Origin of the sequence: Gordonia otitidis NBRC 100426 (assembly GCF_000248075.1) — a bacterium.
GTDB lineage: Bacteria > Actinomycetota > Actinomycetes > Mycobacteriales > Mycobacteriaceae > Gordonia > Gordonia otitidis.
Genome location: NZ_BAFB01000087.1, coordinates 59903 through 81025, shown reverse-complemented (window position 1 = coordinate 81025; position 21123 = coordinate 59903). Strand labels below are relative to the sequence as shown.

Annotated in this window: 15 protein-coding genes and 1 pseudogene; 7 read left to right on the top strand and 9 right to left on the bottom strand. The window is 66.5% G+C overall.

What is annotated here, in order from left to right; all coding sequences use genetic code 11:
• Positions 1-1721 (bottom strand): GNAT family N-acetyltransferase (locus GOOTI_RS08635; RefSeq protein WP_373279017.1); only part of this gene is annotated, 1721 nt, incomplete at its 3' end.
• Complete coding sequence (locus GOOTI_RS08630; RefSeq protein WP_007238191.1) at positions 1690-2934, bottom strand: acetoin utilization protein AcuC; 1245 nt, start codon at positions 2932-2934, stop codon at positions 1690-1692. The genes GOOTI_RS08630 and GOOTI_RS08635, both read right to left, overlap by 32 nt.
• 133 nt (positions 2935-3067) lie before the next feature.
• On the opposite strand from GOOTI_RS08630, the gene GOOTI_RS08625 reads away from it, so the two are divergent.
• A complete protein-coding gene (locus tag GOOTI_RS08625) occupies positions 3068-3751 on the top strand; it encodes an iron-dependent transcriptional repressor DtxR (protein WP_007238190.1) in 684 nt (227 codons plus the stop codon).
• Between the two features lie 28 nt (positions 3752-3779).
• Here the strand turns inward: GOOTI_RS08625 and GOOTI_RS08620 are convergent, their stop codons facing one another.
• Both GOOTI_RS08620 and GOOTI_RS08615 read right to left on the bottom strand, forming a co-directional pair.
• Positions 3780-4871, bottom strand: a complete 1092-nt coding sequence (locus GOOTI_RS08620) for a DUF4192 domain-containing protein (RefSeq protein WP_169315799.1) — start codon at positions 4869-4871, stop codon at positions 3780-3782.
• A 384-nt stretch (positions 4872-5255) separates the two neighbouring features.
• Positions 5256-5936 carry a hypothetical protein gene (locus tag GOOTI_RS08615; RefSeq protein ID WP_174299124.1) on the bottom strand — a complete coding sequence of 227 codons (681 nt, stop codon included), beginning with the start codon at positions 5934-5936 and terminating at the stop codon, positions 5256-5258.
• 202 nt (positions 5937-6138) lie between these two features.
• On the opposite strand from GOOTI_RS08615, the gene GOOTI_RS08610 reads away from it, so the two are divergent.
• Positions 6139-7125, top strand: a complete 987-nt coding sequence (locus tag GOOTI_RS08610) for a PAC2 family protein (RefSeq protein ID WP_007238187.1) — start codon at positions 6139-6141, stop codon at positions 7123-7125.
• Between the two features lie 29 nt (positions 7126-7154).
• On the top strand, positions 7155-9254 hold the full coding sequence (locus GOOTI_RS08605) for a DEAD/DEAH box helicase (RefSeq protein ID WP_083835877.1): 2100 nt from the start codon (positions 7155-7157) through the stop codon (positions 9252-9254).
• Between the two features lie 2 nt (positions 9255-9256).
• On the opposite strand, the gene GOOTI_RS08600 is transcribed toward GOOTI_RS08605, so the two are convergent.
• On the bottom strand, positions 9257-10228 hold the full coding sequence (locus tag GOOTI_RS08600) for a hydrogen peroxide-inducible genes activator (RefSeq protein ID WP_007238185.1): 972 nt from the start codon (positions 10226-10228) through the stop codon (positions 9257-9259).
• 106 nt (positions 10229-10334) lie between these two features.
• Between GOOTI_RS08600 and GOOTI_RS08595 the strand changes: the two genes are divergently transcribed.
• Entirely contained in the window at positions 10335-10922 is a 588-nt protein-coding gene (locus GOOTI_RS08595; RefSeq protein ID WP_005172956.1) for a peroxiredoxin, read from the top strand.
• 11 nt (positions 10923-10933) lie between these two features.
• Entirely contained in the window at positions 10934-11467 is a 534-nt protein-coding gene (ahpD, locus tag GOOTI_RS08590; RefSeq protein ID WP_007238184.1) for an alkylhydroperoxidase, AhpD family, read from the top strand.
• Between the two features lie 185 nt (positions 11468-11652).
• Here ahpD and GOOTI_RS08585 read toward each other — a convergent pair whose 3' ends face one another.
• Entirely contained in the window at positions 11653-12882 is a 1230-nt protein-coding gene (locus GOOTI_RS08585) for an aminotransferase family protein (protein WP_007238183.1), read from the bottom strand.
• 134 nt (positions 12883-13016) lie between these two features.
• Here GOOTI_RS08585 and hrpA point away from each other — a divergent pair, with 134 nt between their 5' ends.
• Positions 13017-17033: an ATP-dependent RNA helicase HrpA gene (gene hrpA, locus GOOTI_RS08580; RefSeq protein WP_039993784.1), complete on the top strand. Its 4017-nt coding sequence runs from the start codon at positions 13017-13019 to the stop codon at positions 17031-17033.
• A 120-nt stretch (positions 17034-17153) separates the two neighbouring features.
• Here hrpA and nrdR read toward each other — a convergent pair.
• Together nrdR and GOOTI_RS26740 are read right to left on the bottom strand one after the other, a co-directional pair.
• A pseudogene (gene nrdR, locus GOOTI_RS26495) lies at positions 17154-17588 on the bottom strand (transcriptional regulator NrdR); the annotation flags it as partial.
• A gap of 145 nt (positions 17589-17733) precedes the next feature.
• Positions 17734-18342 carry a LysM peptidoglycan-binding domain-containing protein gene (locus GOOTI_RS26740; protein WP_233425452.1) on the bottom strand — a complete coding sequence of 203 codons (609 nt, stop codon included), beginning with the start codon at positions 18340-18342 and terminating at the stop codon, positions 17734-17736.
• 318 nt (positions 18343-18660) lie between these two features.
• On the opposite strand from GOOTI_RS26740, the gene lexA reads away from it, so the two are divergent.
• Positions 18661-19308 carry a transcriptional repressor LexA gene (lexA, locus tag GOOTI_RS08565; protein WP_306302690.1) on the top strand — a complete coding sequence of 216 codons (648 nt, stop codon included), beginning with the start codon at positions 18661-18663 and terminating at the stop codon, positions 19306-19308.
• 27 nt (positions 19309-19335) lie between these two features.
• Here the strand turns inward: lexA and ptsP are convergent, their stop codons facing one another.
• Complete coding sequence (ptsP, locus tag GOOTI_RS08560; RefSeq protein WP_007238178.1) at positions 19336-21051, bottom strand: phosphoenolpyruvate--protein phosphotransferase; 1716 nt, start codon at positions 21049-21051, stop codon at positions 19336-19338.
• Between the last annotated feature and the right edge of the window lie 72 nt (positions 21052-21123).

Below are 21123 nucleotides of genomic sequence, written 5' to 3'. Positions count from 1 at the left end.
CCGCGCGGTGTCGGCTGATACGCGAAGATCGACGCGCAGTCGAACAATTCGGGGATCGTGTCGACCTGGATGACACCTGCCTGGTCGAGCATCATCTGTGCGATGCGGTCGTCGAGACTCGCGGCCGCAGTCCGTTCGGCGCGCACCGGGCTCATCGCCCCCTTGCCGGATTTCACTGCCACGATCGGCTTCGACCGGGACACCCGACGCGCGATGCGCGAGAACTTGCGGGGATTGCCGAAACTCTCGAGGTAGAGCAACACGACGTCGGTGGACGCGTCCGAGTCCCAGTACTGCAACAGGTCGTTGCCCGAGACGTCGGCCCGGTTACCCGCGGACACGAACGTCGACAAGCCGATCTGTCGATGCGCTGCCGTGTCCAGGATCGCGATGCCGAGCGCACCCGACTGGCAGAAGAAGCCGACACGTCCCAGTGGTGGGATACGCGGCGCCAGTGTGGCATTCAGCGCGATCGACGGATCGTTGTTCGCGACACCGAGCGCATTCGGACCCACCAACCGCATCCCGTGCTCGCGGACCTGCTGCACGAGGCGGTGCTCGCTCTCGAGACCCGCCTCGCCACTCTCACCGAATCCAGACGACACGATGACCAGCGCTCGGACCCCCTTGACCAGACAGTCGTCGAGTACCTCGTCGACACTGGCGGCCGGGACCGCGACGACGGCCAGGTCGACCGGGTCGGGGATGTCGCGCACGGTCGGGTATGCGCGGATGCCCCGCACCGACGGCGGCCGCACACGTGGTGTGCGTGACGGGCCGCGATGCCGTCGCTGCGGCGGTCGTGTCGCCCGGTTGCGTGCCGCGTCGTGACCGGACACGGCGTCCTGGTCGTCTTCTGGCTCGCGGTCGGGGCCGTTGACCGGGAAGACGGGTCCGGTGAATCCACCCGCGATGATGTTGGCCAACAGCGCATTTCCGACCTTCTTCGGGTCTGTCGACGCCCCGATCACCGCCACGGACGCAGGGCGCAACAGATTGGCGACGCTGCGCGCCTCCGAGGCGCGCTCACGGTCGTTGCGCACCAGGAGCATCGCCTCGGTGGGATCGATCGTGAATTCCACATGGACGGTCGAGCCGTCGAACGCACGGGAGATCTGGTAACCGGCATCGCGGAAGACGGCGACCATGTTGGGATTCTCGCTGAGGACCTCTGCTTCGAATCGGGTGAAACCGTTCTCGGCAGCGGCTCCCGCGAGATGTTCGAGAAGGATCGGACCGAGACCGCGGCCCTGGTGTTCGTCGGCAACGACGAACGCGACCTCCGCCGACTCGGGCTTACCGTCGGCCGCGAGTCCCTCGTAGATGCCGATCGCGATGATCTCACCACCGAGAACCGCGACGAGCGCCACCCGCTGGTGGTGGTCGACCGTGGTCATCCGCGCCACCTCGCGCGGCGGCAAAGTCGGCGTCGGGCCGAAATACCGCATGTACCTCGTGCGTTCAGACAATCCCGCGTGGAATCGGACGACACGGTCGGCGTCGTCGGGCACGATCGGGCGCAGGTGCACCACCCCTCCGTCGGACGCGAGGACGTCGGCGATCCAGTGCCGTGGGTAATCCCACGGACCGCGGGGCCGCTCACCCTCGTGACGCTCCCCCTCGTCACGGACACCGTCGGCGTGGTCCTTGTCGGGGCGTTCGTTCTGTTCCCCGGTACGCACAGTGGATTCAGTCACGGGGATCCTCCGGGTCGAGTCCATGCAGTGGGTACACCGCACGACGGGTAGCCATGATCGCGCGATCGGTTTGCCGTTGCGCACTGTCGTCGATCCCCGGCGGCGGTTCCTGGCCGGTGTCGCCGTCCCATTCGACGAAGTCGACGTCGCCGTTGTCGCCCATCACGCGCACCGGCGCCTGCGAGTATTCCGAGTGCACCTGGGTCGCGATCTGTTCAGCTGTGGCACACCATGTTTCGTTGATCGGTGTCGTGACGTCGACGTCGCGGTCGAGGACGACGCCGAGCAGGTGCGACCAACTACGGGGCACGACGTTCACCACCCCATAGCCTCCGCCCCCGACCGCGATCCAGCGGCCGTCGCAGTACTTCTCGGCGAGATCACGCATCGCGATCATGGCCGCACGCTGCCCGTCGACGGTCAACGACAGGTCTGTCAGCGGATCTGCCCGATGACTGTCCGCGCCGCACTGGCTGATGATGATCTGCGGTTTGAACTCGGCGATCAGCGACGGCACGACGGCGTGGAACGCGCGCAACCACAACCGGTCCTGTGTGTCGGGCATGAGGGCGACGTTCACGGCCGACCCCTCTGCGGCGTCGTCGCCCACCTCGGTCGGCCATCCGGTGCCCGGCCAGAGCGTGGCCGGATGCTGGTGAAGCGACACCGTCATGACGCGTGGGTCGGCGGCGAACGCGACCTGCACGCCGTCTCCGTGATGGGCGTCGATGTCGATGTAGGCGATGCGGTCGAATCCGTTCTCGAGCAACCAGTGGATCGCGACGGCGCAGTCGTTGTAGATGCAGAATCCCGCCGCCCGCGCACGCATCGCGTGATGCATGCCGCCGCCGATGTTCACCGCACGCCGCACGGCGCCGGACCCGACGGCCTGTGCTGCGGCCAGCGTGCCGCCGACGAGCAGCCGCGCGGCCTCATGCATCCCGTCGAATACGGGATTGTCGGAGTCGCCGAGGCCGAACAGCCTCTCGAGTAGCGGCCCCGACAGCGACGCAGTTCCCGAACCGACCGCCCGTACGGCATCGATGTAGTCCTGGCTGTGCACCACGGTCAGCGCGTCGTCACCGATATCGAGGGGCGGCGACACGTCGACGTCGTCGAGGACGCCGAGGCTCTGTGCGAGCGTCATGGTCAGCGCCAGTCGCACCGGATTCATCGGGTGGGTGTGTGCCCAACGGTACGAGAGGAAGTCCTCACTCCAGATCACAGCCGCGTTCATCGTCGTCTCCACGCACTAGCCACGGTTCTCACGTTAGTGCCTCGTTGCGTGGCCCGGACGCGTTCAGCATGTGACGAGCCAGACGCGACGCAGGTCAAGGTACCCTTGTGAGGACGGAAGGGACTGGACTCAAGTGAACGATCTGGTTGATACCACCGAGATGTACCTCCGGACGATCTACGACCTCGAAGAAGAGGGAATCGTCCCACTGCGCGCACGCATCGCCGAACGCCTCGAGCAGAGTGGCCCGACGGTGTCGCAGACCGTCGCACGCATGGAACGTGACGGATTGCTGCGGGTCGCGGGCGACCGCCACCTCGAATTGACCGACAAGGGCCGGGCCCTCGCGATCGCCGTGATGCGTAAGCACCGTCTCGCCGAGCGGCTGCTCGTCGACGTGATCGGCATGCCCTGGGACGAGGTGCATGAGGAAGCCTGCCGCTGGGAACACGTGATGAGCGAGAACGTCGAACGCCGTCTGCTGTCGGTCCTCGACAATCCGACGACCTCGCCCTACGGGAATCCGATTCCGGGGCTCGCAGAACTCGGTGTCGAGCCGCCCGAGGCGATGGGCGAGGCCGCTCGACTGTCGGATCTCCCGCAGGGCGAGGCGGTTCCGGTGATCGTGCGCCGACTGTCCGAACATGCGCAGTCGGACACCGAACTGATCGCAGCGCTGCGCGAGGCGGGTGTGGTGCCCAATGCACGTGTGACGGTGACGTGCACGCCGCACAAGGTCGAGATCAGTACACCAGGACACGCCGGCCTGACCTTGTCGCCCGAGATGGCCCACTCACTGTTCGTCGAAAAGGTCTGAGCCGCAACGGCGTTCGCGGCCACGCCGGTCAGCTCGCATCACGCAGAGTGGCACTCGGGATGACCACCCCGAGGGCTGCGGCGGCGTCGTATGAGTCCCCGATGATCTCCCACAGGTTGTCGGGACGCAGTCCGTTTCGCAGGGAGCGATCGAGAAGTCGGGCCAGGCTCCACTGCGGGTCGGCATCCAGCGCCACGTCGAGGGCGACTCCGGCGAAGCTGCCCTCGCCGCCGATGTAGTGCAGATGGGCGAGAAGGGTGGCAGCACTCGCCCTCCCCGTACCCGACAGTCGTCTGGTGAGCTCCCGCCACAGTGCCTCTGCCTCCGTGCGCAGATCGGTGACCGCGAAAGCCAACGCCGCGTCACGGACCCGCAGGTCGCAGACGGCGCGCTCGAGTTCGGCGATGCTCGCGCAATCGAACCGGAGACGCCGCACGGCGATCGCTTCGTGAATGGCGGCCATCGACTGCTGCGGGGTCGCGTGCGCGTCCAGTACTGCCTCGATCACGGGACATCGCGCCGAATCAGGGGCGCAGCACGGGTCGTCGCAGTGCGAGGTCGGCTGGAGCATGGCCTCGATCTCCTCGCGCGTACCGAGCAGCAATCTGCCCGAGTGGACAGCATCGGAGACCGCGGTCGGTGAGATCCGCGGGTCGCCGAGCACACCCCGGTTGCGTGAGAGCCGCAACGTCAGTTCCGCGCCGTCCTCCCATACCTGGATCCAGCGCTCACCCTCGCCGAAGCGACTGCACACGTAGCCACGACCGACACCTCCGCATGCCCACATCCTCCGGTCGACGACGGATACCACCGCGCGGTAGGTCGGGCTCTCCAGGTCGAAACGGTCATCGGCGACGACGGCGATCACGTCGGAACTGCCATAGCCCTGCAGGATCGCCGCGAGGTGATCGATCTCGGCGAGCATGTGTGAGTCGAGCGCGCCGTCGGGACGGAGATCGAGGTCGACGCGCACCGACGCTTGGATCGTTCGAGCGTCGGGCGCGAGCGCCAGCAGGATCAGCGAGCGAGTCGGGATGAAGCCGAAAAAGCCGGGAACAGCGGTGAGCAGCGCGGAGACGGTCCGGATGGGACCGCTCGGAGGATTTCTTCGAGGTGACATGTCGAACATCTTGGGCTCGCGCGACGACGGCTCGACTCCGGAAAGGCCCCGGACACCGTGGCTGTGCACAACTCCTGGCGTGTGCACAGATCACCGATGTCGTGGAGTCGCCAATTCGTGGATCCACGAGTGCAGAGAGCCACAACTGCACAGACCCACAACTGCAGAAAGCCACGACTCCGTGGAGAAGCGCACATACGGAGACACCGATGCACGCGTAGGCGAATGCACACATACGTGGATACGGCCAGACATGAATGCGGCCAGACATGAATGCGGCCAGACATGAATGCGGCCAGACATGAATGTGCGGAAACACCGAACGCCGAAGTCGCCGCGAAGCAGAAGTCGCTGCGGAGCAGAAGTCGCCGCGGAGCAGTGACTTCAGGTGCCGAACGCCGCTTTCAGTGCCTTGTCGAACAGCGAGGCGAGCTGCCCAGACGCTTGCTCGCTGATGTCACCCGCCGACGGCCAGCGGTACTGGCAGTACACGCGCACCTTCTGCTTCTGCCCGATGTAGGTCATGGTCCGGGTCAGCAACGGCGCCTGGTCTCCGCCGGTCTCCACCGTGCGCAGTATCGCGGCGGTGTCGACGCCCGCTGGATGCTCCGGCGCGTCGACCACCCTGCTCTGCACGGTGCTCGTGGCGGTCGTGGCGTTGCCCGTCTTCGCACGGGGACACGCCCTGACCTTGTCGACCACGGTGCTCAGTGAGTCGTCGACGCCCACGACCGCCGAGGTGAAGGAGGCCCGATCGGCCTGCACGATTCCCAGGTAGACCACGGCGCCGTCCGACTGCACGGCCGCCGGTTGGCACTGCGGCGGATCATACGGCGAGTCGGCGGGTCGTCCGATGAGATCACCGATGGCATAGGCCACGGAATTCTGCGGGACGCGGGTGGCGCCCTGGACCGGGAAATCCGCTGCGGTCACCGATCGCGGCGAGAGATCGTCGCTGTTCTGTACTGCGTCGCCGTCGACCGAACACGCTGCAACGAGAAACGCGGCGGCCAAGCCGATCACCACACCAACGCTGCGTCCACCCACGACATCCCACTGTGCCACCGGCCGGGCCGTGACCTGCTCCCGACACTCCGACCGTGTCGGAACTGCGGGGAATCCACAGGTCGCCGCCGCTGTTGAACCAACGAGACGGACACCCGTGCATCCCCACGTTGAGACCGATTGGTCACGCGAGGCGTGCATACGGGACAATTCGACGAACAGGTAGGACAGGCACGTGCCGATCTTCAAGAGGAGGGACGACATGGATCCCAATCCACACGAGGGCCGTCAGCTCTTCGAGCTCGCCTTCCCCGCCCCGCGGGTCTCCGATGAGGCGGGTACGGGTCCCGTACTCGTGCATGCGCTCGACGGCTTCGCCGATGCCGGGCACGCCGTCGCATTGGCGGCGCAGAATCTTCGGGATTCTCTCGACTCCGAGGTGGTCGCCACCTTCGACAACGACGAGCTGATGGACTACCGCTCGCGTCGTCCGACGATCACCTTCAGCGGTGAGACCTTCACCGATGTGGAGATGCCCTCGCTCACGCTGCATGCGATCCGCGACAACGCGGGCAAGCCGTTCCTGCTGCTGTCGGGTTCGGAACCCGACCTGCGCTGGGAACAGTTCACCGAGGCCATTCGACGCCTCGCCGATCACTTCCGGGTGACCGACGTGATCGGTCTCAACGCCATTCCGATGGCAGTTCCGCACACGCGGCCGTCGTCGTTGACCGCACACGGCAACGAACCCGATTCGCTCGGCGACCTGCCGCGTTGGGGCTCGCAGATGAAGCTGCCCGCGAGCGCGTCGATGTTGCTCGAACTACGCCTGGGCCAGGGTGGCCGACGCACGTCCGGACTCTCGGTGCATGTGCCGCACTATCTCTCCCAGACCGACTATCCGGCTGCGGCGGCCCGACTGCTCGACGCGGTGTCAGGACTGACCGGGCTCGAATTGCCCACCAGCGCATTGGAATCCGCGGCCGCAGCCGTGCGTGAGCAGGTTGACGCCGAGGTGTCTGGTAATGGTGAGATCGAGTCGGTGGTCGCCGCACTCGAGGCACAGTACGACAGCTTCACCGAGGCTCAGACCGAGCGAGCCTCTCTGTTGGCCGCCGACGAACCACTGCCGAGCGGCGACGAACTCGGCGCAGAACTCGAGAAGTTCTTGGCCGAGCAGTCACGTGGCGATGTCGATGGCCGTGAGAACGATGGCGGCGACAGCGGCGGTCCGTCATCGCCGAACTGATCGACGACACCGCGTCGTCGGCGACACTGATCCCCGTCGCCGACGACGACGCCGCGTTCGACGCTTTCACCGGGTGGTGGGCTGATCGCGGCATCGAGCTCTATCCGCACCAGGAGGAGTCACTGCTGGAGTTGATCTCCGGCAACAACGTCATCCTGGCGACACCCACGGGCTCGGGAAAATCGTTGGTCGCGTCCGGCGCCATCTACTTCGCGCGGTGCCGTGGCCAACGTGCCTTCTACACCGCGCCGATCAAGGCGCTGGTGAGCGAGAAGTTCTTCGACCTCTGTGCACAGTTCGGAGCCGATCAGGTCGGCCTGATGACAGGTGACGCGTCGGTCAACTCCGACGCTCCCATCATCTGCGCGACCGCCGAGATCGTGGCCAACCTCGCTCTCCGGGACGGCCCCGACAGCGACATCGGTGTCCTCGTCGCCGACGAGTTCCACTTCTACGGCGAATCCGACCGCGGATGGGCGTGGGAGGTTCCGCTGATCGAGTTGCCGAACACGCAGTTCCTGCTGATGTCGGCGACGCTCGGCGACATCACGTTCTTCGTCGACGATCTATCCCGTCGCACCGGTCGCAGCACGAGTGCGGTCACCGGCACGCATCGGCCGGTCCCCCTCGAGTACACCTACGCGATGACCCCCATCCACGAAACCATCGAGGGATTGATCGACGCGGGCCGCGCGCCGATCTACGTCGTACATTTCACCCAGGCCGCGGCCGTCGAGCGCGCGCAGGCCTTGTTGTCGGCGCGTATCACCACCAAGGAGGAGAAGGCGCAGATCGCCGAAGCAATCGGCGATTTCCGCTTCTCGACGGGTTTCGGCTCGACACTGTCGAAACTCCTGCGCGCAGGCATCGGCGTGCACCACGCCGGGATGCTGCCCCGTTACCGGCGGCTCGTCGAACGCCTCGCACAGCAAGGTCTGCTCAAGGTCATCGCGGGCACCGACACCCTCGGAGTCGGCATCAACGTTCCGATCAGGACCGTGCTCTTCGCCGGGCTGAGCAAGTACGACGGCACGCGCGTACGTCGACTGCGCGCTCGCGAATTCCATCAGATCGCCGGCCGCGCCGGCCGCGCGGGCTTCGACACCATCGGCTACGTGGTGGCCCAGGCGCCCGAACACGACGTCGAGAACGCACGCGCCGTCGCCAAGGCAGGTGACGACCCGAAGAAACTGCGCAAGATCGTCCGCAAGAAGCCACCCGAGGGTTTCGTCTCATGGGGCGAGAAGACGTTCCTGCAACTCGTCGACGCACCGGACGAGCCACTGCGCTCACACTTCCGCATGACCACGGCGATGCTGCTCGAGGTACTCGGACGGCCCGGCGACTGCTTCACCGCCACGCGGCATCTGTTGGAGGAGAACCACCTCCCGCGCCACCGCCAGCTCGGCCAGATCCGGCACACGATTCGTCTCTACCGCGACCTGCGCGACGCCGGCATCGTCGTACAACTGCCCGAGCCCGACTCCGACGGCCGCTACATCGCGCTCAGCGTCGACATGCCGGAGAATTTCGCGCTCACCAATCCGCTGTCGGCGTTCGCCCTCGCCGCGTTCGAGTTGCTCGACCCGGACTCGTCGACCTATGCGCTCGACGTGATCTCGATCCTCGAAGCGACGCTCGACGACCCCCGCCCCGTCCTGATGGCGCAGCGTAAAGAAGCGCGCGACGCGGCGATCGCCGAGATGAAGGCCGACGGAATCGAGTACGAGGAGCGCATGGCTCGCCTGGAGGAGATCACCTGGCCGCGTCCACTCGCCGAGGAGATCGACTACGCCTTCGGCGTGTATCGACGTTCGCATCCGTGGATCGCGGGCTTTCCGCCGTCGCCGAAATCGGTATTACGCCTCATGCTCGAGCGGGCCATGACGTTCACCGAGTTGATCTCGGCATACGGCCTTGCCCGCAGCGAAGGAGTGGTACTGCGGTACCTGTCCGACTGCTATCGCGTTCTACGCCAGGGCGTACCGACGACGGTCCTCACCGACGAGATCGTCGAGATCACGGAGCGGGTCGGCGACATGGTGCGTGAGGTCGACTCGAGTCTGCTCGATGAATGGGAGGAGTTGGCTCGCACCGATGCCGCCGACGTCCTGGCCCGTGAGAGGTGACCTCATACCGACGCGGCCTTTTCCACGCGCACCGCGCCGGTCTGTTCGACGAGCCGCGCGATGATGGACGCGAGTCGCTGATACGACTCACCCCTCCCCGAGGACTCGCGGTAGACCAGCCCGATCCGTCTGCCGGGACGGGGCACGGTGAACGTCGCGGTGGCGAGGTCGCCGCCGGCCGTTTCCGCAGCCACGGCGGTGCCGGGGATCAAGGTCACTCCCAAGCCACCCTCCACGCATTGCACCGCGGTGGCGAGGGACGCCGCGCGGGTGTGCCCGATGTCGGCACGCACCCCGGCGAGCCTGCACACCTCGAGCGCTTGATCGCGTAGGCAGTGCCCCTCGTCGAGCAGCAGAAGTGGCAGATCGGCGAGCGAGCTCGGATCAACACGTTTGCGCCCTGCCAACGGATGATCCGAAGGCAGCGCGAGGACGAAATCCTCGGCGTACATGGGTATCTCGGCGAGTCCGGGAGCGTCCGCCGGCAGCGCGAGACAGGCCGCGTCGAGCGATCCCTCCCTCAACTGAGCCAGCAGTCGCGCGGTCTGGTCCTCGACCACACGCAAAGTGAGAGATGGCAATTGATCGCCCAGTCCGCGCAGCACCGTGGGCAGAATGTACGGCGCGACCGTCGGTATGAAGCCGAGCCGCAAGGTGCCGGTCAGCGGGTCGTCGGATCCCGCGGCCGCGGAGAGGAACTCGTCGACGGCATCGGTCACCGCGATCGCTTTGGGCAGGAGCGCCTCGCCTTCCGGAGTCAAGAAGACACGCCGGGTTGTGCGTTCGATGAGTTGCCTACCCAACCCGGCCTCCAGGCCGGCGAGCGCCTGCGACAGCGACGGCTGACTGACGCCGAGTTCCGTTGCCGCCGAACCGAAATGGCGTTTTCTTGCCAGCGCGACGAATGCCCGCAGACCGGCGATCGACGGCTGATAACTTCTATCACTCATGCCTATCAGTCTAGTGCTAATCATCACGTTTCGTTTTCGGTGGTCTTTGGGCAGAATTGAGGGGCAACTGCAGATACGTGAGTTCGCGCGCCACCCACGAACGCCATCGACACGAAGGAGCAAAAGACACATGGCTCTTCTGACCATCGGAGATCAATTCCCCGCATACAACCTGACGGCTGTCATCGGAGGCGATCTGAGCAAGGTCGACGCGCAGCAGCCCGACGACTACTTCACCCAGGTGTCGAGCGACGATCACCCGGGCAAGTGGCGGATCATCTTCTTCTGGCCCAAGGACTTCACGTTCGTATGCCCGACCGAGATCGCCGCCTTCGGCAAGCTGAACGACGAGTTCGCCGACCGTGACGCCCAGGTGCTCGGCGCGTCGGTCGACAACGAGTTCGTCCACTTCCAGTGGCGTGCACAGCACGAGGATCTCAAGACCCTCCCCTTCCCCATGCTCAGTGATCTCAAGCGTGAGCTGGCAACCGCAGCAGGCGTTCTCAACGCCGATGGTGTCGCCGACCGCGCGACGTTCATCGTCGATCCCAACAACGAGATCCAGTTCGTCTCGGTGACCGCCGGCTCCGTCGGTCGCAACGTCGACGAGGTGCTCCGCGTTCTCGACGCGCTGCAGTCCGACGAGCTGTGCGCCTGCAACTGGAAGAAGGGCGACCCGACCATCGACGCCGGCGAGCTCCTCACCGCAAGCGTCTGAGAGGAATTCGTATGAGCATCGACAATCTCAAGGAAGCCCTCCCCGAGTACGCCAAGGATCTCAAGCTGAACCTGGGTTCGCTGGCCCGCTCGACCGAACTCTCCGAGCAGCAGCTCTGGGGCACCTTCCTCGCCGCTGCGGCGGCATCGCGTAACGCGAAGGTGCTGGCCGAGGTATCCGAGGAAGCCGCCGACACACTGTCGGCCGAGGCCTACAACGCGGCGCTGGGCGCGGCGTCGATCATGGGCATGAACAACGTCGCCTACCGGGCCAAGAGCTTCCTCGGCGACGACTACGCTCAGGTGCGTATGGGACTGCGGATGAACATCATCGGTAACCCTGGCGTCGACAAGACCGATTTCGAGCTGTGGAGCCTGGCCGTGTCGACCATCAACGGTTGTCACGACTGCACCGCCGCACACGCGAAGGTCGTCCGCGACGCGGGCCTCACCAAGGAACAGGTCTGGGAGGCCGTCAAGGTCGCCGCGACCGTTTCCGGTGTCGCGCAGGCCATCGCCACCACCGAGGTGCTTGCCAACGCCTGATCACCAATGGACACGAATGCCCCGGTCTCGTCAGAGGCCGGGGCATTCTCGACTTCGCGGTGCGCACTCCTCCGATACCCGCGGCCGCGATCGCGGAGGCCGTGGCGTGGTCGGTGTCGTCACCGGCAACGGTCAACGCCGCGTCTATCGAGGTGTTGCCGACGACGCAGGGGTGAGATGCGCTCTCAGCCCAACGCGGCGCCGATGCGGTCAGCCAACTCGCCCACCTCGGAGGTCTGCATGACGAACGAGGGAGAGATCTGCAACGCTCCCTGACCTGCGGCGCGGGTACTGACACCGTGCTTGCGCAGCGCGCCGACCGCAGCGGGCGCCTGGGCGGCGTCGGCGAGCTGGACGGCGGTGACGGCGCCGAGCCCGGTACGTACCTCGGAGATCGCGTCGAGATCGGCCAGCGGCGCAAGCTGCGCAGCAAGGTCACCCTCGAGGCGGGACGCCTCGGCGAGAAGTCCCTCGCGCTCGATGATGTCGAGGTTCGACATGGCCGCCGCCGCGGCGCCGGCGTGGCCGCCGTAGGTGTATCCGTGCCGCCACCACACCCCGCCTGCGTAGAAGGGTTCTGCGATGCGCGGTGCGATGAACACCGCACCCATGGGGACATAACCCGACGTCAGCCCCTTGGCGGTGGTCATCATGTCGGGCTGCAGATCGAAACGTGAGGAGGCGAACCAGCTGTCACCGCCGATCCGTCCGAAGCCGGTGACCACCTCGTCGGCGACGAACAGGACGTCGTTGTCGCGGCAGATCTGCCGAACCTCGGCCAGATAGCCCTCGGGAGGAAGGTAGATGCCTCCCGCGCCGATGATCGGCTCGCAGAAGAAGGCGGCCACATTGTCGGCTCCGACGCGCTCGATGAGGCCCAGCAGACTCTTCGCGTTGTCCCACTCGACGGTCTGCGCGTCGGGCATCAGGGTGCCGTACCCGTCGTGATTGCCGGGGATGCCGGCGAGCGAAGTGCCCGCGACGTGCATGCCGTGATACGCCTTGGTCCGCCCGACGATGATCGTCTTCTCCGGCTTTCCCACCTCGACCCAGTAGCGTCGGGCGAGCTTCGCCGCAGTGTCGACCGAGTCGCTGCCGCCCGACGTGAAGAAGATCTTGCTCCCGGGCACCGGCGCCATGGTGGCGAGCCGGTCGGCCAACGCATCGGTCACGTCAGCGGTGAGGTCACCGAATCCTGAATAGTGCGCGAGCTTTCCGAGCTGGTCGGCCACCGCCTGCGCGACCTCGGTGCGCCCGTGGCCGATGTTGGTGAACCAGAGTCCGGCCGTCGCGTCGAGGTACTCGTTGCCGTCGCGATCCCAGATGCGGGTGCCCTCGCCCCGCGTGACCACGAAGGGTCCGTTTGCGCTGACCGACCCCATGTCGGCGAATCCGTGCCACAGTGAACCTGACATGTGGTCAATGATGCCCGCCGGGGGCTTTGTTCGAGCACCCAGGGTCCCGGCCACCGCGCGTACGCGCCAATGGCAAGAGCGCGCGGGTCACCGGGCGGAGCAGATCTGCTCGTGACCCATATCCTTAGATGACCATGTCCGTCTCCCCTGAACCACGGCCCGATCGGCCAGCTGAGGCTCCCGCGAGAACCGAGGACTCCGCCCCGACGGATCCGCGCTCTCTGCGTCGACGCCTCACCGACCTGACCATCGTCGACCAACATCGTCTGCGACGTCGCATCGACAAGCTCGGCGCATCTCCGAGCGACGACCGCGTGCGTTCGGTGTCCCGCGACATCGACGCGGCGGCACGTCGGGTGGAGCGACGTCGTGCCGCCGTCCCGGTACTCGAGTTCCCGCCCGAGCTGCCGGTGTCGGAGGCGCGCGATGAGATCGCAGCCGCCATCGCTGCCCACCAGGTCGTCGTGATCGCCGGCGAGACCGGATCGGGCAAAACCACCCAGCTCCCGAAGATCTGCCTCGAACTCGGTCGCGGCGTTCGCGGCGCCATCGGCCACACCCAGCCCCGCCGTATCGCCGCCAGTTCGGTGGCGCGACGCATCGCCGACGAGACGAACACCGAACTCGGCGACGCCATCGGGTACTCGGTGCGCTTCTCCGACCGGTCCGGTGCCGACACGCTGGTGAAGGTGATGACCGACGGCATCCTCCTGCGTGAGATCGCCACCGATCCGATGCTTCGTGCCTACGACACGCTCATTGTCGACGAAGCACACGAGCGAAGTCTCAACATCGACTTCATCCTGGGCTATCTGCACCGCCTCCTGCCCCGGCGCCCCGATCTGAAGCTCATCATCACCTCCGCGACCATCGAACCCGACCGTTTCGCACGGCATTTCACCACACCGGATGCCGAAGTCCCGGTGCTCGAGGTGTCGGGTCGCGCCTACCCCGTCGAAGTCCGCTATCGCCCGCTGATCTCCTCCGACGGCCCCGACACCGGTGACGAGCGTGGGGGCGGCGAGCATGCGGATCTCGATCAGATCCAGGGCATCGACGCCGCCATCGACGAACTGTGGGGACGAACCCAACGCGGCGGCGACATCCTCGTGTTCCTGCCGACCGAACGCGACATCAGGGAGGCCGCCGACGCACTGCGGCGGAGAGCCGCCGCCGGAGCCGAGATCGTGCCGCTGTACGCGCGCTTGTCGATCGCCGAACAGCAGAAGGTGTTCACGCCGTCACAGGGCAATCGGATCGTGTTGTCCACCAACGTCGCCGAGACCTCGCTCACCGTCCCAGGCATCCGCTACGTCATCGACACCGGCACCGCACGCATCTCGCGATACTCCGCACGCACCAAGGTTCATCGGCTGCCGATCGAACCGATCTCACAGGCCAGCGCGCGTCAGCGGGCCGGCAGATGTGGCCGCGTGGCACCCGGCACGTGCATCCGCCTGTACAGCGAGGACGACTTCGATTCCCGGCAGGCGTTCACCGACCCGGAGATACTGCGTACCGACCTCGCCTCGGTCATCCTGCAGATGGCATCGCTGAAGCTCGGCAACATCGCCGACTTCCCGTTCGTGCAACCGCCCGATGCGCGCGGCATCCGCGACGGCATCGGCATTCTCACCGAACTCGGTGCGATCACGACGACCGACAAGACCGACACCACCCCACGCCTCACACCTGTCGGACGCACGATGTCACGCATCCCTGTCGAACCGCGGGTGGCGCGAATGCTCATCGCCGCGCACGAATCCGGTTGTCTCGCCGACGTACTCGTGATCGCTGCCGCGTTGTCGATCCCCGATGTCCGAGAGCGTCCGGCAGATCACCGCGAGGCCGCCGACGCAGCACACAAGCGGTTTGTCGTGCCCGGTTCCGATTTCCTGGGGTATCTGAGTCTGTGGCGCTATCTGCAGGACAAGCGACAGGAATTGTCCGGCAACCAGTTCCGACGTACCTGCGAGCGCGAATTCCTGCACTACCTGCGCATCCGTGAGTGGCAGGATCTGCACCGGCAACTGAGACGCATCGTCGACGACCTCGGGTGGTCGACACAGGCGGTCGAGGTGACGGTTGAGTCCGACGACGGCGCGACGTCGCAGCATTCCGATTCGATCCACCGTGCGATACTCGCCGGTCTGCTGAGCAACATCGCGGCGCGCAACGCCGAGGGGCGCGAGTACACCGGCGCGCGCAACACCACCCTGATGATCTTCCCCGGGTCGACGCTGTCCAAACGACCACCCGCGTTTCTGATGGCGGCCGAGATACTGGAGACCTCACGGCTGTTCGCGCACACCGTGGCGGGCATCGACCCGCTGTGGGCCGAACGACTCGCAGGTGACCTGGTCAAGCGCACCCACAGCGAACCGCACTGGTCGTCGAAGCGCGGCGCGAGCATGGCCTACGAACGGGTCACGCTCTACGGCGTTCCGCTGGTGGCCCGACGCCGTGTCGACTACGGCCCCATCGATCCGGCCGCCGCGCGCGACATGTTCATCCGACACGCCCTGGTCGAAGGCGATTGGAAGACGAATCACGCGTTCTTCGAACGCAATCGAGCGCTTCTCAGCGACGCCGCCGAAGTCGAACACCGTGCCCGTCGCCGCGATGTGGTGATCACCGAGGACCAGCTGTTCGAGTTCTACGATCAGCGTATCGGCACCGAGGTCACATCCGCGCGTCACTTCGACACCTGGTGGAAGAAGGCGAGGAGATCCGATGCGACACTCCTCGACCTGACTCCAGAGGACGTGGCCGCAGACGTCCACGTCGCGGACGCCGACTATCCCGGAGCGTGGCAGCAGGGCGACACCCGGTACCGCCTGCGGTACAGGTTCGAGCCCGGCGCGCCGGACGACGGTGTGTCGGTGCTGATTCCACGTCCGCTACTGCGCCACGTTCGCCCGGCGGGCTTCGACTGGCTGGTACCGGGGATGCGCAGCGAACTCGCGACCGAGCTGATCAAAACGCTGCCCAAGCCCATCCGAAAGACGATGGCGCCCGCCCAGCGGTTCGCCGACCTCGCGCTGTCGCGGCTCACTCCGCGCAAAGAGCCATTGACCGTCGGCCTCGCCCGGGAGTTGTCGACGATCACCGGACATCCGATCGCGCCGGAGGACTTCGCACCGGAACGCCTTCCGGCATACCTACGGATGAATTTCGTCGTGATCGACGAGAAGGAGGAGTCGGTAGCCACCGGTAAGTCACTCGCCGAACTGCGTACCCGTGTCGACGGCGACTCCCCACAGCCCGCGCCGCGTCGCACCTATTCGTCGTGGACAGCGGACGGGATCGGAACGCTCGACGACTCTGTCGTCACCACCGTTGCGGGGCAGCAGATCACGCGCTACCCCTCACTCGAGGTCGTCGCCGGGCCGGAGGGCACCCGGGGCGTCGCACGAACACTCGCCACCACCGACGCCCAGCGGCGCGCACAGCTGGGCGCCGCGGTCATCGAACTCCTCGATCACGCCATCGCGCCGCTGTCGCGCAAGATCAGCGCAGGACTCGATCCGTCGGACAGACTGGCGCTCAGTCAGAGCCCATACGAGAAACCCGACGCGCTGTATTCGGACTGCACCCGACGGGCTATCCGCGACATCGCGCCTGCCGCAGCCGACCTCGGATCGATACGTACACCGGCGGCCTTCGACGACCTCGTCGCCACGCTGCGTTCCCGAGTCGCCGCGGCAGCACCCGACTACTTCGCGCTCGCTGTTGCAGTCTTCCGTGAAATAGCACCGCTGCGCGCTGAGATCGACCGCCACTCAGGCCAGGTCGCGGCAGATGACGTCGCCGAACAGTTGGCCGACCTCGTCTTCGATGGATTCGTCCTCGCCACAGGCCGTGAACACCTTCAACACGTGCCGCGGTATCTGAGGGGTGCACGCCAGCGACTGGAGCAACTTCCCGCTGCCGCGGCGCGTGATCGGGACGGACTGGCCACCATCGACCGTGTCACGGAACGGTGGAACCAACGCCTCGCCCAACTTCCCGAGGCCAGGCGCGATGTGGTGAACGAGGAAGCACACTGGCTCGTCGAGGAACTGCGGGTGAGTCTCTTCGCCCAGAAACTGGGCACCGCCTACCCGATTTCGGAGAAGCGAGCTCTACGAGCTCTGGACCGCCTCAGCTGACACCGCGGCCGGGGAGGTCGCCGCGTTCGAATCGTCGGGAGTGGCACCAGCGTGGTCGGCGTCGGGGCCACCCGGTGCGGCGTCGTCGTCCGCGGTGTTTCGCGACCCGGTGAGAGTGCCCTGCAGGTCGTCGATCTCGCGCTGGAAGTCGTCAAGCGAGTCGAAGGAACGGTAGACCGACGCGAAACGCAGATACGCCACCTCGTCGAGGTCGCGAAGGGGTCGGAGGATGGCCAAACCGACCTCGTTGCTGGGTATCTCGGCGGAACCGGACGCCCGTACCGCATCTTCGACCTGCTGGGCCAGTTGCGCCAGGTCGTCTTCGTTCACGTGTCGTCCCTGACAGGCGCGGCGGACTCCGCGCATCACCTTTTCCCTGCTGAACGGCTCCGTGACCCCGTTTCGTTTCACCACGGCGAGCACCGCACTCTCCACAGTGGAGAACCGGCGACCACATTCACTGCAGGCGCGGCGGCGTCGGATCGCCTGTCCCTCGTCGGCGACACGCGAATCGACGACCTTGGTGTCTTCGTTCTTGCAAAACGGGCAGCGCATGTAGTCCTCGTGCAAATCTCGGGACGCATCGGCTCCGCAGGTCTCGACCCGGTCGATCGTCAGACGACCGGCGGGCTCGAGACCGAGGCGGTGACCGTGTCGGTTTCCGACTGGACCCTGTGGCATCGAGAATACCGCCCTGTTCTCAGCGATAGGTCGGCGTGAGCAGGGGTTGCCCCACGCGCAGGCCACTCGACGGCAGATCATTGAGATCGACGATCTCGTCGATCACAGTCTGGCGAGCTACATCGGGTGCGACCCGCTGCGCGATCGAACTCAGCGAATCGCCCGCACGCACGTGCACGACCTGCGTCGACGTCGCTGTCGGCGTGGTGGCGCGCTGGTAGTCGGCACCGACGACACCGACGACCCAGACGGTCAGTGCGAGTCCGACGCCTGCGAGCACCGCCAACAGCGTCGCCCGCCGACGAGGAGCGGCGGTCAACTCGCCGACTCCGCCGGCACAGCGAGTGCCGACCGGGCGTGCGGTCACCGCTGCCTGCGCAGGACGATTCCGAGGCGCAACGCCCGCGTGGGAGTTTCGGCCCGTCCCCCGCGCCGCCCGGTCGGTGGTCACACCATGGCCCGTCGACACTCGTCGAGGCGCGGCACGACGCGCGGACGTCCGCACGGGCGTCGGCGCGAACGCGGACGTGGCCCTGGCCGTGACCGTGATCGGGGCCGGCGGGGTTGTCAGGGGGGTCTGCAGAGAGGACTCCGGGCGGGCGTCCAGGGGGCTCAACAGGGTGGTCATCGCTACCTCCAGTGCTCGATCATGCGTTCGATGAACGGATGTTCGAGTTCTATCACGGGGGTCTGACAAAGTCGTGCGACACGTCGAACAAATGTTTGATGTTGTCGGAGGCCTCGGATAGTCTCGGCGCCAGATGATGCACCGCGGACCGGTCTCGACACGACCGAGCCGATTCCCGAGCAGCGGTACCCCGACCACAGCACACATCCGGAAAGGACGGATTCGATGACAGAGAAGTCACGGCGCGGCCCGTCGGCGCCGAAAGGCAGCGGTCGCGGCGTCGCCGCCAAGAAGAGTGGGGGTGATGCCGAACCGCAGATCGATCCGGCTGCCGCCGAGGCATCACTGACCGATCGGCAACGCGGCGTTCTCGACGTGATCCGCAAGTCGGTGCGCGAACGCGGCTATCCGCCCAGCATTCGTGAGATCGGCGATGCCGTCGGCCTCACGTCGACCTCCTCGGTCGCCCACCAGCTGCGCACGCTCGAACGCAAGGGTCTCCTCAAGCGTGATGCCAACCGCCCCCGTGCGGTGAACGTCTCCGAGGCTCCTGACGCGATGCACTCGGACGCGGTCAACGGAGATCTCCCCACGCCCACCTTCGTTCCGGTTCTCGGACGCATCGCGGCCGGCGGGCCGATCCTCGCGGAGGAAGCGGTCGAAGATGTGTTCCCGCTGCCGCGCGAACTCGTCGGCGAGGGCTCACTGTTCCTGCTCCGGGTGGTCGGCGAATCGATGATCGATGCCGCCATCTGCGACGGAGACTGGGTGGTGGTTCGTCAGCAGAACGTCGCCGACAACGGCGACATCGTCGCGGCGATGATCGACGGCGAGGCGACAGTGAAGACCTTCAAGCGCAAGGACGGACACGTGTGGCTGATGCCGCACAATCCGCTCTTCGATCCGATCCCCGGCGACGACGCCGCCATCCTCGGCAAGGTCGTGACGGTGATGCGACGGGTCTGACGCCCGTCGATCATCGCGTGGCGCTCCTCAGTCGTCGAGGTGCTCGGCGGCAGCGCGGCGGGCGAGAGTCGGGCTCGTGGTCTGGAGTACTGCAGCGGCCGCTGCCCGACACTGGTCGAGTGTCACCGTCGACAGCTTTGCTCCCACCGCAGGCGTTGCGGCCGGAGCAGCCGACAACGAGGTGACACCGAGTCCGACGAGCACGCACGCCAACGCCGGATCGGCCGCTGCCTCACCGCAGACTCCCACGGGCTTGTTCAGCTCTGCCCCGGCATCAGCGACCTGCGCGATCAACGCGAGCACGGCGGGTTGCCACGGATCGGTCAGTTCGGCCAGTTCCGCGGACATGCGGTCGGCGGCCATCGTGTACTGCGTCAGGTCGTTGGTTCCGATCGACACGAAGTCGACCTCGGCCAGGATCGCCCGAGCGAGGATCGCCGCTGCGGGGATCTCGATCATCACGCCGGCAGTCAGACCACGTTCGCGCACCATGCCCGCGAACTGTGCAGCCTCCGCGGCGGTGGCGATCATGGGCGCCATCACCCAGGGCCGCGACCCCGTTTCGGTCGCGGCGCGTGCAATCGCATCGAGCTGTCCGCGCACGATCTCGGGATGATCCGCGGCGATCCGGTTGCCCCGCACCCCGAGAGCTGGATTCGCCTCGTCGGGGTGCTCGATGAACGCCAACGGTTTGTCCGAACCCGCATCCAGCGTCCTGATGACGACCTTCTGGCCATCGAACGCATCGAGCACGTCGCGATAGAGTCGCGTCTGCTCGTCGACGCTCGGCTCGTCGCCCCGGTCGAGAAACGCCAACTCGGTGCGGAACAACCCGATCCCCTCGACCGGCGCATCTGCAGCGCTTCGCGCCGACGCGCCGTCGGCGACATTCGCGAGGATCGCCACGTCGACGCCGTCGGCGGTCCGCCCGGGTCCACTCCACGCGGCGACCAGCGCAGCCTCTGCAGCGCCACGCTCGACGAGTTCCCGAGCCGAGGCGGGATCGGGTTCGACGACAACCGAGCCCGCTGCCCCGTCGATCAACACCTCTGTACCGGAGGTGATCTCACCGAGTCCGGCCACGGCGACCACGCACGGGATACCCAGTTGCCTCGCGATGATCGCCGTATGGCTCGTCGGCCCGCCCAGCCGTGTGACGAGGCCGACGATGACCGTCGGGTCGAGGCCCGCGGTGTCGGCGGGAGCGAGATCGTCGGAGAGCAGGACCGATGGTTGCGTGGGGGTCGGGATTCCCGGCTCGGGCTCGCCGAGGAGTTCAGCGACGATGCGGTCTCGCACATCGTTGAGGTCGGTGATGCGTTCGGCCATCAGCCCACCGAGTTTGGCGAACATCTCGGCGAAGGTCTGCGTCGCGGCGACGACTGCCGCGGGTGCCGGTGTACCGGCGGCGACGAGCTTGTTGGCCGCGCCTATCCATCCCCTGTCCTCGGCCAGACCGGCGGTCGCATTCAGCACCTCTGCCGCGGCGCCCGACGCGTGCGACGCGCGGTTGCGCAGTCGGCCCGCCACCGTTGCGGCGGCGGCCGCCAGCCTGTCGGCCTCGGCGCCGCGTTCCTCGTCGGCGAGAGTTCGGTCGGCCCCGAGTAGCCGATCGTCGTGTTCGACGCGGCCACCTGGCCACAGCGCGGGGCCGTAGGCGTATCCCGCGACGACGGGGGTTCCCGTCAGCTCTCCCTGTCCATTCATTGAGACCCGATCGTCCGATACCAAGTGATTCTCCATGTGTGACTACCGCCTTCCGGGCCCATCTGCCGGGTGAGTGGTGCTCACTGCCGACATGTTCTGTGATCAAAG

What these genes read in the sequence shown, in the direction of transcription:
- GOOTI_RS08630 (WP_007238191.1), bottom strand. Translation starts at nt 2,934, where the DNA reads ATGAACGCGGCTGTGATCTGGAGTGAGGACTTCCTCTCGTACCGTTGG.
- GOOTI_RS08620 (WP_169315799.1), bottom strand. Translation starts at nt 4,871, where the DNA reads ATGTCACCTCGAAGAAATCCTCCGAGCGGTCCCATCCGGACCGTCTCC.
- GOOTI_RS08610 (WP_007238187.1), top strand. Translation starts at nt 6,139, where the DNA reads ATGGATCCCAATCCACACGAGGGCCGTCAGCTCTTCGAGCTCGCCTTC.
- GOOTI_RS08600 (WP_007238185.1), bottom strand. Translation starts at nt 10,228, where the DNA reads ATGATTAGCACTAGACTGATAGGCATGAGTGATAGAAGTTATCAGCCG.
- GOOTI_RS08595 (WP_005172956.1), top strand. Translation starts at nt 10,335, where the DNA reads ATGGCTCTTCTGACCATCGGAGATCAATTCCCCGCATACAACCTGACG.
- ahpD (WP_007238184.1), top strand. Translation starts at nt 10,934, where the DNA reads ATGAGCATCGACAATCTCAAGGAAGCCCTCCCCGAGTACGCCAAGGAT.
- GOOTI_RS08585 (WP_007238183.1), bottom strand. Translation starts at nt 12,882, where the DNA reads ATGTCAGGTTCACTGTGGCACGGATTCGCCGACATGGGGTCGGTCAGC.
- hrpA (WP_039993784.1), top strand. Translation starts at nt 13,017, where the DNA reads ATGTCCGTCTCCCCTGAACCACGGCCCGATCGGCCAGCTGAGGCTCCC.
- GOOTI_RS26740 (WP_233425452.1), bottom strand. Translation starts at nt 18,342, where the DNA reads ATGACCACCCTGTTGAGCCCCCTGGACGCCCGCCCGGAGTCCTCTCTG.
- ptsP (WP_007238178.1), bottom strand. Translation starts at nt 21,051, where the DNA reads ATGGAGAATCACTTGGTATCGGACGATCGGGTCTCAATGAATGGACAG.